This window comes from Winogradskyella ouciana, from assembly GCF_965284585.1.
In the GTDB taxonomy this organism is placed as follows: Bacteria; Bacteroidota; Bacteroidia; order Flavobacteriales; family Flavobacteriaceae; genus Winogradskyella; species Winogradskyella ouciana.
The window spans coordinates 188,271-202,100 of sequence record NZ_OZ260095.1 but is presented as its reverse complement, the minus strand read 5'-3'; the positions used below and the strand labels follow the sequence as shown (position 1 = coordinate 202,100).

Here is a 13,830-nt window from a genome sequence, read left to right as displayed (position 1 = left end):
AATTATGATGGTTAATCAACACTGCAAAAGTAATGATTTTTTAACAAACATTTAACACTGTGACTGCTAAATAAATAGCTCGTCATCTATGTTGTTAATCAGTTATTAAGCCTTAAAAAGTTATGTCTTTACTAGATTTTTGCTCTTAATGAGAAGTAATCCAATAAACATAAAGAGTCCATTGATGATTAAGATTTCAAAACCAATTTCGTATCCATTAAACAGTTCCTTGGAATACATATTAAGTATATAGGAAATGAGAGGTGATATAATAGCGATCACCCAAACCAGGCGGTCTTTAATTTGAAATTTGGTCAATAAACCAAACGCAAACAGACCAAGAAGTGGTCCGTAAGTATAACCAGCTGCTTTAAATAATTCCCAGATCACAGACACATCAGTAAAAATGATGTCAAACAATAGAATGACCAATATGAGTACGATGCTAAAACCAATGTGAACACGCTTTCTAATTTGTTTTCTTTCTGCTTCTTTCTTGTTTTCAATTTCCACGATGTCAATGCAAAATGATGTGGTTAATGACGTTAAGGCAGAGTCTGCACTTGAATATGCAGCGGCAATAAGTCCCAAAAGGAAAAATGCCGATGTCACTACACCAATTTGAGGTAACATGGCAATCGTGGGAAAGAGGTCATCTTTTTTAGCGGTTATACCATTAATTTCGGCATACTGAGTAAGCATTAGGCCTAAAACCATAAATAGCATGTTCACAAAAATCAAGACAATGCTAAAGGACACCATATTTTTTTGCGCATCCTTTAGGTTTTTACAAGTCAGGTTTTTTTGCATCATATCCTGATCCAGGCCTGTCATGGTTATGGTGATGAAGATTCCAGAGAGAAAGCTTTTCCAAAAGTATTGTGGATCATTACCATCTTCAAAAAAGAAGGTTTTGCTGAGACTACTTCCCATAGTGTTATCCACAACTGCAGATATACTATTTAAATCCAAAGCTGACGCTAAAAAAACTATGGTGACGACAACAGAAACCAACATAAAAAGTGTTTGGAGCGTATCCGTAAAAATTATGGTTTTAATGCCTCCTCTAAATGTATAGAGCCAAATAAGAGCAATCGTTATTATTACCGTTATGGCGAAGGGAACATCAAATAAATCAAAAACCAAAAGTTGTAATACCTTAGCTACTAGAAACAACCTGAAAGCTGCTCCCACGGTTCTTGAGATTAAAAAGGCTATAGAGCCGGTTTTGTAACTTACATTTCCAAATCTTTCCTTTAAGTAAGTATATATTGATGTAAGATTGAGTCTATAATAAAGTGGGAGTAGTACGTAAGCAATAATCAAATAGCCAAAAAAGTAACCAAAAACTACTTGCATATAGCCAAACTGCTTGGCTTCTACAGCTCCAGGAACGGAAATAAATGTGACTCCAGATAACGATGCGCCAATCATTCCAAACGCGACTAAATACCATGGGGCGGATTTATTGGCTTTAAAAAAGGCTGCATTAGAATCTTCCTTTCCTGTGAAATAGGAGATAAGAACCAAAAGGCCAAAATAGCATCCGATTAAAACCAATATTGAAGCTGGACTCATAAAACTGAAGTTTTTTAAGAAAATTTTATGAAAAATAGTACATTTGAAAAAAAAAGCTACTTAAAAATTGATTTTTATGAAAAAGATTATCCTTTTACTAGGTGTAGTGCTTATTGCATTTAGTGGGTCTGCCCAAGATTATCAAAAACTCATTGCTGAAGGAACGCATACTGTAGAACATATTAGCGAGGTGGCAGAGAGTCATTTTGATTCTGTAGGTAGAGATAGAGGTACTGGTTATAAACCATTTAAACGTTGGCAATATTTTGCAGAGCGTGCCATGGACGAAACAGGCAAACTAAAGTCTCCTGAATATTATTATAATGAGTTACAGAATTATAACGCTAGAATAAACGATGAAGGTATTGCTTCTAGAACCGTTGTAGGTACTTGGGAAGAAATGGGGCCGACATACTGGAGTGCAACATCTGGTTGGAATCCTGGTGTAGGTCGTATTACCTCTATAGCTATTGATGAAAGCAATATGAACCATATCATTGCAGGTAGTGAAACAGGAGGTGTTTGGAAAAGTACAGATGGAGGTTCTTCATGGACAGTCCTCACAGATAATCTCGCCAATATAGATGTGTATGCCTTAGCTATAGACCCTTTAGATAGTTCTACGTATTATTGGGGATCTAATGGAGGTACGGTTTTTAAATCCACTGATGGTGGATCTACTTGGACGCTTCATGGTAGCTTACCGGCAGGATTCGTCAATAAAATTCTTATCGATCCGACCAATACTTCTAAAATATATGCTAGTGCCCAAAGTGGTGGACTTTATAAGTCTACCGATGGAGGGTCTACCTGGACTATAATAGATGCTAGTGCAACAACGGGTTATGATTTTGAGTTTAAACCAGGCGACCCTAATACAGTCTATGCAAGTGGCTCACAGTTTTATGTTTCAACAGATGGTGGAACAACCTTTTCAATAGATGATGGACTAGGAGCTTGGACACAAGAATTTGTTTCAGGTTCTACAACTTGGACGACTTCAGATTCTAATCAAAACAATACTGTAAGTCCTAGAACAGGAAATAAACTAGGGTTTTTCTATATAAACAACTTTTCTACACCTGTGACAAGGTTAGTTACGCCATCAATGAATTTGAGCGGTGCTGTTAATCCACAAGTAAATTTTTCTTATACACAAGTTAACTGGGCAGGAGATATAGATGAACTAAGAGTTTTATATAAGAGCTCTGCAGGTGGGAGCTGGATAGAATTGGCACATTACACAGCAGAGGTAACAAGTTGGGCGGACATAACTATTAACTTGCCTAATCCCTCATCAGATTATTATGTAGCGTTTGAAGGAACGTCCAACTATGGAAGAGGGCTAACATTAGATGATATTTCTGTTGAAACCAATAATTTAGGCGTTGTATTTTCCGAAGGCTTCGAATCTTCATCAAATGAATTTGGTTCGGGACCAAAAATGATAGGAGTGTCACCAGATGATCCATCAGTGGTTTATGTTGTGGAAGCTAGCAGTGGTGTTTTTGGAGGTTTTCATGTATCATCAGATAATGGTAATACGTTTACAAAACGAAACCATTCCATAGTAAATTATTTTGGCTATGACAGTAATGGATTTGATAGCTTAGGGCAGGCACCTAGAGATATGGATATAACGGTTAATCCTAATGATGTTAACGACGTTCATATAGCTGGTATTAATACTTGGCGCTCTACTGATGCAGGAGTGAGTTTTAATATTACCTCACAATGGACTCCTGGTGGAGCATTCAGTGAAAATATTGGATACTGTCATGCCGATGTGGATTTGATGATGTTTGCTGGTACTGGTGCTAATGCCAAACTTTTTGTAGGAACCGATGGTGGTATTTACGTGGCTAACGACCCAACAAATGTAACTTCTTTATACTATACGGATCTTACACCAGGATTAGGTATAAGACAGTTTTATAAAATAGGAATCAGCCAAACGGATCCTGTAGTGGTTACAGGAGGATCGCAAGATAATGGTACATCAACAATGGACGTTAATGGTAACTGGAAAGATTGGTTAGGTGCTGATGGTATGGAAAGTTTTGTAGATAAAGATAACGCTCAAACCATGTATGGTACATCTCAATTTGGTACTTTGTATAAAACCACAAACGGAGGAAACGGTGCCTTTGGTATTACACAACCAGACGGTAAAGGTGGCCAAAATAACTGGAATTGGATTACTCCACTTGAGCAAGACCCTATTTCGCTAAACACATTGTATGTTGCTTTTGACGAGGTATATAAATCCATTGATGGAGGTAGTAATTGGATATCGATATCACAGAATTTTGGTGCTAATATAGATCACTTTAAAGTAGCACCGACCAATAATAGCAAAATGTATTTGGCAATTAATGGTGCATTTTGGTACTCAACTAATGGTGGAGCAATTTGGACGCAATCTTCTTTAAACTTAAATGGTGGTAGAATTAATGAAATTGCTGTGCATCCTACGAATCCAGATAAGATTGCTATCGCAACGACTAATAGCGAAAAAGTTTATGTTAGTACTAATAATGGGTTGAGTTGGACGTCGATGCGATGGGACTTACCTAACTTTTCATCTCAGGCATTAGCTTGGCAAAATAATGGTGATGACGGTTTGTATGTAGGTATGAACTATGGTGTGTATTATACGGACAACGGTTTAGGAAATACTTGGGTGCCATTTAATAATGGTTTACCAAATGTGCGAATTAATGAATTAGAGATCAATACTGCGGATAACCGAATATATGCAGCGACTTATGGTAGAGGATTGTGGAGATCAAATGTATATGATGAAAGTTTATCAGTTGATGAATTTGAAGTCAATGGTTTTACACTATACCCAAACCCAGCCAATAACGAAGTAAACCTTAAATGGAACAAACCAGATGATGTAAGTGTTAGAATCTACAACACCCTTGGTAAGATAGTGTTTTATGGCAAAAAGGTGAATCTTCAGAACGGGTTTAAAATTGATGTATCTTCTTTCGATTCCGGGCTTTATTTCGTGAAATTAAATAGCGATAATGGTGAAATCACCAAGAAACTGATCTTAAAATAATAATCAATCAAATTTCAAAAAAGCCCATTTGTAAACCATTTACATTTGGGCTTTTTTTCGTTCTAAAATCAGTAACTTCGCACTTATGGAATTTTCTTCAAAACTTTTGGAAAACGCAGTCAATGAGATGTCGCAATTGCCGGGAATTGGTAAGCGAACTGCGCTTAGATTGGTGTTGCATTTGTTGCGTCAACCAGAGCACCAAACGTTTCAATTATCTGATGCCTTATCTAAAGTTAGAGCAGAAATCAACTTTTGCAAATCGTGTCACAATATTAGCGATAAAGAGCTTTGCGAGATTTGCGCAAATCCAAACCGCAATGAAGCATTAATCTGTGTTGTTGAGGATGTTAGGGATGTTATGGCTGTTGAAAATACAAGCTCTTTTAAAGGCTTGTACCATGTATTAGGTGGAAAAATATCACCTATGGATGGGATTGGGCCTCAAGATTTAAATATCAATTCTCTAGTAGAAAAAGTAAAATCAGGTCAGGTAAAAGAACTAATTTTTGCCATGAGCCCAACGATGGAAGGAGATACGACTAACTTTTATATCTTCAGACAAATTCAAGATTATGATGTTGAAACATCTACAATCGCTAGAGGTGTAGCAGCAGGTAATGAATTGGAATACACCGATGAAATTACACTTGGTCGTAGTATAATAGATCGCGTTCCTTTTGAAGCGTCCTTAAAATCTTAAGCACATCTTGAAGCTATCCGTAATCATACTCAACTATAATGTATGCTACTTTTTAGAGCTTTGTCTGAAAAGCGTGGAAGCTGCAATTAAGGATTTGGAAGCTGAGGTTATTGTTGTGGATAATAATTCACCAGACGATAGTTGCGAGATGGTAAAGCGATTATTTCCTTCTGTAAAATTGATAGAGAACAAAGAAAATTTTGGTTTTTCAAAAGGGAATAACATTGGAGTAGCTGAAGCTGAAGGAGAATATGTATGTATTCTTAATCCAGATACGGTTGTTGCAGAAGATACATTCGTGAATATTCTAGAATTTGCAGATTCAAAGCCGCAACTGGGAATTATAGGTTGCCAGCTCATTGATGGCAGAGGTGAGTTTTTACCCGAGAGTAAAAGACATATCCCAACGCCAAAAGTAGCTTTTCAAAAGTTATTTGGTAATACCAAAAATTACTATACCAATGCATTAGAGCCTAATGAAATAGGTAAAGCCAATATTTTGGTAGGGGCATTTATGGTATTAAAACGTGCGGTTTACGATGAGGTTAATGGGTTTGATGAGGATTATTTTATGTATGGCGAAGACATTGATTTGTCTTATAAAATATTCAAGGCAGGTTACAAAAATTATTATTTTGGTAAAATAGCAATCATTCATTTTAAAGGTGAAAGCACGTTAAAGGACAAGGTTTACGCTCAACGTTTTTATGGCGCAATGGAAATTTTTTACAATAAACATTTTAAGAATAATTCCTTGATGGCGGTTTTGGTGAAATTAGGTTTAAAACTGTTCACCAAAAGAGGAAGGCCAGTTAAAAAAGCGGATATAAAACCTTTGGGAAGTACAATCATTTCAAACCAAATATTAAAAGAATTAAAAACCAAACTTGTACGGCCCATAACATTTACCAAAAATCTAGAAGAGATAGCGAGTAATACCCAAGTTGTTTTTGATTCTGATGATGTAGATTTTAAAACTATGATTCATTTTATGAAAACTAATGAAGCTTCCAACCAAAATAGCTATAGAATATTAGTAAAAAATAGTAATTTTATCCTAGGAAGTGACAGTAATGAGACTAAAGGAGAGGTTATTCATTTTTAATTTTTAGTTGAATAAAAATCAACAAAAAACACTATTTTTTATTAATTTTGCAGTCGATTAGCTAATAAAGACCTTCAAATTAAAGATATGGCAAAGTTTGAACTTAAGTTACCTAAGATGGGAGAGAGTGTTGCGGAAGCAACTATAACCTCTTGGCTTAAAGATGTAGGAGATACTATTGAAGCTGACGAAGCAGTTTTGGAAATTGCTACGGACAAGGTAGATAGTGAAGTACCAAGTGAAGTTGATGGAGTTTTGGTAGAAAAATTATTCGAAATTGATGATGTTGTAAAAGTTGGACAAACCATTGCTGTCATTGAAATAGAAGGTGAAGCCACTGCAGATGATGAAGCTCCAGCTGCAGAACCAGTAAAAGAAGAAACTCCTAAAGCTGTAGCAGAAGTAGCACAAACAGTGGTTGCTGCTAAAGAAACTGTAGAACCAGTAGTGTCTTCAGGAGACCGTTTCTATTCTCCATTGGTAAAGAATATTGCCAAAAAAGAAGGTATGTCTCAAGCGGAACTCGATAGTGTTCCAGGTACTGGTAAAGATGGACGCGTAACCAAAAACGATATAAAGAGTTATTTAGAATCTCGTAGTTCTGCACCAGTTTCTGCAGCTAAACCTGAAGCACCAAAGCAAGAGGTTTCTCAAAATACAGTCGAACCACCAAAAAGTAAAGAGGCAGAAAAACCTGCTCCAGCACCTGCGGTTTCTTCAGGTGAAGACGAAATCATAGAAATGAGCCGTATGGGCAAACTCATTTCCAAACACATGGTAGATTCTGTACAGACATCTGCGCATGTTCAGTCGTTTATAGAAGCCGATGTCACCAATATCTGGAACTGGCGAAACAAGCACAAAGACAGTTTTAAAAAGCGTGAAGGGGAAAACCTAACCTTTACTCCAATTTTTATGGAGGCTGTGGCTAAAGCCATAAGGGATTATCCAATGATAAATATCTCGGTACAGGGGGACAGTATCATTAAAAAGAAGCATATCAATTTAGGTATGGCTGCTGCTCTAGCGGATGGTAATTTAATTGTGCCAGTAATTAAAGATGCCGATCAACTTAACTTATTGGGTATGGCTAAAAAAGTTAATGATTTAGCTAGTCGAGCCAGAGAAAACAAATTAAGCCCAGATGATATACAAGGTGGAACTTATACTGTGACGAATGTAGGTACATTTGGAAGCATTATGGGAACTCCAATTATTAATCAACCACAAGTTGGAATCTTAGCATTAGGTGCCATTAGAAAAGTGCCTGCAGTTATTGAAACTCCACAAGGGGATTTTATCGGTATCCGTTACAAGATGTTCTTATCGCATTCCTATGACCATAGAGTGGTTAATGGAGCTTTAGGTGGACAGTTTGTAAAAGCCGTTAAGGATTATTTAGAGGCTTGGGATGTGAATCGGGAGATATAAATTAATTTGTCATTCAGAGCGATAGCGAAGAATCTCATTATAAAACAGAAAGCACAGTTTTAGGACTGTGTTTTTTATTTATTTTCTGTATAACTGCTTAACTCAAGGCTGTTTCAATGATTTTTACGTTTCCTTATATAAATACTTTCACTTTTTTGAAAGTAATCTTTTGCTATAATTTCTAATATATTCCTCTTCCGTCCTTGCGTCCAAGTGATGTTGCATTTCTCTTGTTATTGCTTTTTTGTTCTTGTCCAATAATTCAATTTTCTTTTTTAGCAATTCTTCTAAAACTTCTCTTGCTCTCTTTTTGGCTTTTGATCTTTTAAGGAAATTAAGAAAAATACCATTTGCTATGTCAACTAGCATATATGAATACCAAAATTGAGCATAGTCATCTTCGAAGTCATTGATATTTAATAAATCTTCCAATATTTCGACTGCGCCTACGCTTCCTAAATTGGAAAAAGCTACAAAAGGATTTCTATCAATCTTACCATGCCATTCATCAATATATTCAGCTCGCCATCTTTTCTCTAGATTCCTTTTGTTTCCACCAAGTCTAACGTATTCATTCCACATTCCTTCTTTATGGATGTAAAAATGTCTGCATCCGTTATTCTTGAAAATTTCTTCCGCAGTCAGTTGTGACATTTATATAAATTAGCTTCTTTAAATTGTGTATAATTCTACTGATATGTGTCAGTTTAAATGACTTATATCAGGTGTAAAACTAAATTAACCTTTTTATTTAATAAAGTCAAGCATATATTAGACCTTTCAGGTTTCCAAAACCTGAAAGGTCTTTTTAAAAGAATCTAACTACCTTTGCACAAATTAATAGCAAATGCAACTCAACCTTAACAAGCCCATCTGTTTTTTCGATTTGGAAACTACAGGAATCAACATATCTAAAGACAGGGTCGTAGAAATATCAATTCTCAAAGTACATCCTGATGGCAAAGAGGAAACCTATACAAAAAGGGTCAATCCGACCATTCCGATTCCGCCCGAAGTGACATTAGTGCATGGGATTTCTGATGACGATGTTGCCGACGCACCAACCTTTAAGGACATTGCCAAAGATGTGCACAACATGATTAAGGACTCAGATTTAGGTGGTTTTAACTCTAACCGTTTTGATATTCCGCTATTGGCTGAGGAAATGTTACGTGCTGAGGTGGATTTTGATATGAAAAACAGAGTTGCAGTAGATGTGCAGACCATATTCCATAAAATGGAGCAGCGTACACTGAGCGCAGCCTATAAATTCTATTGCGATAAAAATTTAGATGATGCCCATAGCGCTGAAGCGGATACCAAAGCGACTTATGAAGTTTTAAAAGCGCAATTGTCCAAGTACGATAATCTTGAAAATGATACTAGGTTTTTAGCGGATTTCAGTTCTCGTAAAAAGTTTGCCGATTTTGCTGGCTTTCTCATTTTTAATAAAAAAGGAGAAGAGTGTTTTTCTTTTGGCAAGCACAAGGGCAAGCGTGTTGTGGATGTTATGGAACAAGAGCCAGGTTATTTTGGTTGGTTACTCAATGCAGATTTTCCGTTATATACCAAAAAAGTTCTAACGGCAATTAAGCTGAGGCAGTTTAATAATAAACTAAGTTAGAAGTCCTACAATCTAAAAATCTAAACGATCTAATAATCTAGAATGAAACTCATCTGCATAGGTCGCAACTACACAGACCATATTAAAGAATTAGAAAATGAAAAACCTACAGATCCTGTGGTGTTCTTAAAACCAGATACATCGATTCTATTGAAGAAACAACCATTTTTCATTCCTGAGTTTTCAGATGATGTGCATCACGAGGTTGAAGTTTTGGTAAAAATCAAAAAAGTAGGAAAGTATATCGATAAGAAATTTGCACATAAATATTACGATGAAATTGGTCTTGGAATAGACTTTACAGCTCGTGACCTTCAAGCGCAATTAAAGGCAAAAGGTTTACCATGGGAAAAGGCCAAAGCCTTTGATGGCGCAGCAGTTATAGGAAAGTGGTTGCCCAAAACCCAGTTTCAGAATATAGATAACATCAATTTTAGTTTAAAGAAAAATGATGAGGTTGTTCAATCCGGAAATACGGAATTGATGTTATGGAAGATTGATGAACTCATCGAATATGTGTCAAAATATTTTACTTTAAAAATTGGGGATATTATCTTTACCGGCACACCAGCCGGAGTTGGTAAGGTTTTTGCAAACGATAAATTAATAGGATATATTGAAGACAAAGAGATGTTTTCAATTAAAATTAAATAAATGGCAAAACATTATAAATTAGACCGTGTACGAGAAATGGCCGACAATGACGAAGATTTCGTTATGGCGTTGGCAGCAGCTTTTATAGAAGAAGTTCCAGAAGACGCGGAACGGTTGAGAAAAGCTGTGCCAGAAGGCGATTTCTACGAAACATATCAGGCGGCTCATAAAATGAAACCAACTGTGGATTTGTTTGAGCTTGGTATTTTAGATAAACTTATAGAAGTGCAAGATTGGGGAAAATTTGAAAAATCCGGTGAGAATGTAGATGCACAACTTCAAATCGTGTTGACTGCCGTAGAAAACGCGACAAATGAGATTAAAGCAGATTTTGGTCTATAATTATTTTATCCCTAGGACTTCTTTAGACATGTGCATGGTTACAAGCATGTGTGGTAAATCTACAGTTTCAGCTATTTTAAGATCACCAGCTAAAGAACATAAAGCATAGGCCTCATGTTCACTAAGTTTGTGTTCTTTCATTAAATAATCTACCATGTAGAGTGTTGCTTTTTTTGCAGCACTATCAATGGTCGTTCCAAATCCTGTGGTGGCATAATAATCTTTGGTTTCATACTGAGGCTCTTTCATTGATTTGTCTTTTATCAACTCAATTTCGTAGATTATTCTTAACGGAACTTCTATGGCAGTACCGCAAACTTCACCTAAACCTTGTACGGCATGTCCATCACCAATAGAGAACAATCCTCCTTCAACAAAGACAGGAAAATAAACCGTAGTGCCAACCGTCATGTTTGGGTCATCCATATTTCCCCCATTTGCTCTTGGTGGAATGGTGCTCAACAGCTCTTGTGTTGCGGGAGCTACTCCCATTACTCCGGGAAATGGATTGAGTTGTAATTGAATGGAATCATTAAAGTTAACTTTAGTTTTGTCATCTTTTAAATCGTATATCCTCAGGTATTCACCCTTAACGGAATCAGCGACAAAGCTAAAGCCTGGGTAGATGGCATTCCAGCCCCAATCTCCTAACTCAATCTCATGTAATGTTACCTTTAATACGTCACCTGGTTGAGCTCCTTCAACATAAACAGGCCCAGTTAAGGGATGGATGGGTTCAAAATCAAGATTTGCTAAATCTTCAATAGTAGAATTTAAATTAAACTGTTCATCACTTGCATCTTCCGTATAAGCTTCAATGATAGCACCTGACTTTACTGTAAGAATTGGTGGGATGGAGCTGCTAAATTTATTGTGTGTTTGTTCCTTGGTGATTTTGAAATCTGGTTTTAAGCTGTTTTCTACTTCCGCTATTTCTTCGATTTTACTTTCCTTCTTTTCTTGACATTGAAACAGTATGATGCAACAAAGCACAAGTTTTACTAAAGTTTTAAAGGTGAGTTGGTTAGCCATAACTGATAAATTTTGGAATAATTGTCCTTTAAATTTAATGAATAAAATACTATATAGTCTTAAATTTGATTTTTTAATTAAAATACCCTTAACCATTGACGGCTGAAATTATTACCATTGGAGATGAAATCCTTATCGGACAGATTGTTGATACAAATTCGGCATTTTTAGGAAAAGAACTCAATAAAGTAGGGATTTCTATTTACCAAATCACATCAGTACAAGATGATAAAAATCATATTCTTAAAGCGCTCAAGGAAGCAGAGGATAATGCTGACATTATAATTGTCACTGGTGGATTAGGACCTACAAAAGACGACATCACCAAACATACCATTTGCGAATATTTTAACGACACCTTAGTTGAAAACAAAGACGTTCTTGCCCACATAGAGCATTTATTTTCAACATATATCAGTACACCAATTTCAGATTTAAACCGCAGGCAAGCACAGGTGCCTTCAAAAGCAAAAGTATTGATGAACCAGTTTGGTACAGCACCAGGAATGTGGATGGAGAAAAATGAAAAGGTATTTGTGTCGCTTCCAGGTGTGCCTTATGAGATGAAAGGATTAATTACTAATGAGGTTATACCAGCATTAAGAAAGAAATTCAAGTTTCCGTATATAAAACACAGAACACTTTTAACCTATGGCTTAGGAGAAAGCGCTATAGCCAATAGGATAGAAGCCTGGGAAGACGCCTTACCAGATTTTATAAAATTGGCGTATTTGCCAAATTTGGGACGTGTTCGTTTGCGTTTATCTGGTATTACATTAGATAAAGCGATGCTAGATGCTGAGCTCGAAAAACAAATAGCATTGGTATTGCCTCAGATTGAAGACATTTTTGTGGGTTTTGAAGAGGATATTTCACTAGAAGCTATTGTTGGTAAGCAATTAACCGAATTAGGAAAAACAATTGCCGTTGCAGAAAGCTGTACAGGTGGACAAATTGCAAAAGCGATTACAGCTAATGCTGGAGCATCGAAATACTTTAAAGGTAGTATCGTAAGTTATGCTACTGAGTCTAAGGTAAATATTTTAGACGTTCCTAAGAAAGATATAGAGTCGTATTCTGTGGTGAGTAAGGAAGTAGCTGAGGCTATGGCAGATCATGTTCGAAAGATGTTCAATTCGGATTATGGTATAAGCACTACAGGAAACGCAGGCCCTTCAAAAGGAGATTCTGATGCAGAGGTAGGCACGGTTTGGATTGCTATTGCCAATGAAGACAAAGTATATTCTGAAGTTTTTAATTTTGGTAACCATCGCGATAAAGTGATTATGAAAGCGACGAATAAAGCCTTTGAAATGCTTCAAAAAGAAATTTTGAAAAAGTAGAGTTTTATGTTTGTTGAAACATAAAGTTTTACTAAATTTGCACCCTGTTTTAAAATAATAAGAGAACGATGTCAAGAGTTTGTGAACTTACTGGGAAAAAAGCGATGGTTGGAAACAATGTTTCTCACGCTATGAATAAAACAAAACGAAAGTTTAACGCCAACTTGGTTAAGAAGCGTTTTTTTATTCCTGAAGAAGATAAATGGGTAACATTAAAAGTTTCTACATCTGCATTAAAGACTATCAATAAAATTGGTATCAGTGCAATGTTAAAAGAAGCTAGAGCAAAAGGATTTTACAAATAATAGCGTAGCGCTTAAGTCAATTTACAATGGCAAAGAAAGGAAATAGAATACAGGTTATCTTAGAGTGTACAGAGCACAAAGCTTCTGGTCAACCAGGAACTTCAAGATATATTACAACGAAAAACAAAAAGAATACGCCAGACCGTATGGAGATTAAAAAATTTAATCCTATCCTTAAGCGTATGACAGTTCATAAAGAAATTAAGTAATAATTAGAGATTTTCACTTAAGTGAAAATGTCAAATAACTCGCAGAGGTATGGCAAAGAAATCAGTAGCGTCTTTACAGACAGGATCAAAAAGATTGACAAAAGCTATTAAAATGGTGAAATCACCAAAAACTGGATCTTATATGTTCGTAGAATCAGTGATGGCACCAGAATTTGTCAATGACTTTTTAAACAAGAAATAAGCTACAATTATATTGTAGATTTACAAAACTGCTTTCGTTTGAAAGCAGTTTTTTTATGGCTATATTTGAGCAAATCTGACAAACTAGCAGTAAACTATTAAAGGCAAGGTTGTTGTGTTGGGTTTTAGGCGTTAATTTAGTATCTACAAGGTTTTATAAACCTTGCAGAAAACAGGTTAGGCTTTTGTGAGTCGCTTCCCGAAAAAAAGATAGGAAGAACTCAAACATATCG

14 protein-coding genes are annotated in these 13,830 nt (G+C 36.0%); 11 read left to right on the top strand and 3 right to left on the bottom strand.

Features of this window, described 5'->3' with window-relative positions:
• Nucleotides 1-120 precede the first annotated feature (120 nt).
• The gene (locus ACQ65V_RS00910; protein ID WP_430466539.1) at nucleotides 121-1,578 is read right to left on the bottom strand and encodes a sodium:solute symporter; all 1,458 of its coding nucleotides are present in this window, start codon (nucleotides 1,576-1,578) and stop codon (nucleotides 121-123) included.
• A gap of 76 nt (nucleotides 1,579-1,654) precedes the next feature.
• Here ACQ65V_RS00910 and ACQ65V_RS00905 point away from each other — a divergent pair, with 76 nt between their 5' ends.
• The 4 genes from ACQ65V_RS00905 (at nucleotide 1,655) to ACQ65V_RS00890 (ending at nucleotide 7,887) form a co-directional block, all read left to right on the top strand.
• Nucleotides 1,655-4,648 (top strand): VPS10 domain-containing protein, encoded by a 2,994-nt coding sequence (locus ACQ65V_RS00905; protein ID WP_430466538.1) that lies wholly within the window; start codon nucleotides 1,655-1,657, stop codon nucleotides 4,646-4,648.
• Between the two features lie 85 nt (nucleotides 4,649-4,733).
• Nucleotides 4,734-5,351, top strand: coding sequence for a recombination mediator RecR (gene recR / locus ACQ65V_RS00900; protein WP_430466537.1), 618 nt, complete (start codon nucleotides 4,734-4,736; stop codon nucleotides 5,349-5,351).
• A gap of 7 nt (nucleotides 5,352-5,358) precedes the next feature.
• Nucleotides 5,359-6,456 (top strand): glycosyltransferase family 2 protein, encoded by a 1,098-nt coding sequence (locus ACQ65V_RS00895; protein ID WP_430466536.1) that lies wholly within the window; start codon nucleotides 5,359-5,361, stop codon nucleotides 6,454-6,456.
• Between the two features lie 87 nt (nucleotides 6,457-6,543).
• Complete coding sequence (locus ACQ65V_RS00890) at nucleotides 6,544-7,887, top strand: dihydrolipoamide acetyltransferase family protein (RefSeq protein WP_430466535.1); 1,344 nt, start codon at nucleotides 6,544-6,546, stop codon at nucleotides 7,885-7,887.
• A gap of 147 nt (nucleotides 7,888-8,034) precedes the next feature.
• On the opposite strand, the gene ACQ65V_RS00885 is transcribed toward ACQ65V_RS00890, so the two are convergent.
• Nucleotides 8,035-8,541, bottom strand: coding sequence for a hypothetical protein (locus ACQ65V_RS00885; RefSeq protein ID WP_430466534.1), 507 nt, complete (start codon nucleotides 8,539-8,541; stop codon nucleotides 8,035-8,037).
• Between the two features lie 193 nt (nucleotides 8,542-8,734).
• On the opposite strand from ACQ65V_RS00885, the gene ACQ65V_RS00880 reads away from it, so the two are divergent.
• From ACQ65V_RS00880 to ACQ65V_RS00870, 3 genes are read left to right on the top strand one after another with little or no spacing between them, the layout of a single operon-like run.
• Entirely contained in the window at nucleotides 8,735-9,511 is a 777-nt protein-coding gene (locus ACQ65V_RS00880) for an exonuclease domain-containing protein (RefSeq protein ID WP_430466533.1), read from the top strand.
• Nucleotides 9,512-9,553: 42 nt separating this feature from the next.
• The gene (locus ACQ65V_RS00875; protein ID WP_273291110.1) at nucleotides 9,554-10,165 is read left to right on the top strand and encodes a fumarylacetoacetate hydrolase family protein; all 612 of its coding nucleotides are present in this window, start codon (nucleotides 9,554-9,556) and stop codon (nucleotides 10,163-10,165) included.
• Complete coding sequence (locus ACQ65V_RS00870) at nucleotides 10,166-10,507, top strand: Hpt domain-containing protein (protein ID WP_430466532.1); 342 nt, start codon at nucleotides 10,166-10,168, stop codon at nucleotides 10,505-10,507.
• Here the strand turns inward: ACQ65V_RS00870 and ACQ65V_RS00865 are convergent, their stop codons facing one another.
• Nucleotides 10,508-11,539, bottom strand: coding sequence for an acetamidase/formamidase family protein (locus tag ACQ65V_RS00865; protein WP_430466531.1), 1,032 nt, complete (start codon nucleotides 11,537-11,539; stop codon nucleotides 10,508-10,510).
• Nucleotides 11,540-11,634: 95 nt separating this feature from the next.
• Here ACQ65V_RS00865 and ACQ65V_RS00860 point away from each other — a divergent pair, with 95 nt between their 5' ends.
• The 4 genes from ACQ65V_RS00860 (at nucleotide 11,635) to ACQ65V_RS00845 (ending at nucleotide 13,598) form a co-directional block, all read left to right on the top strand.
• Entirely contained in the window at nucleotides 11,635-12,882 is a 1,248-nt protein-coding gene (locus ACQ65V_RS00860) for a competence/damage-inducible protein A (RefSeq protein ID WP_430466530.1), read from the top strand.
• A gap of 68 nt (nucleotides 12,883-12,950) precedes the next feature.
• Entirely contained in the window at nucleotides 12,951-13,187 is a 237-nt protein-coding gene (gene rpmB / locus ACQ65V_RS00855; RefSeq protein WP_008271039.1) for a 50S ribosomal protein L28, read from the top strand.
• A 26-nt stretch (nucleotides 13,188-13,213) separates the two neighbouring features.
• Complete coding sequence (rpmG, locus tag ACQ65V_RS00850; RefSeq protein ID WP_008271040.1) at nucleotides 13,214-13,396, top strand: 50S ribosomal protein L33; 183 nt, start codon at nucleotides 13,214-13,216, stop codon at nucleotides 13,394-13,396.
• 49 nt (nucleotides 13,397-13,445) lie between these two features.
• Nucleotides 13,446-13,598 (top strand): DUF4295 domain-containing protein, encoded by a 153-nt coding sequence (locus ACQ65V_RS00845; RefSeq protein WP_155089338.1) that lies wholly within the window; start codon nucleotides 13,446-13,448, stop codon nucleotides 13,596-13,598.
• The last annotated feature ends 232 nt before the right edge of the window (nucleotides 13,599-13,830 follow it).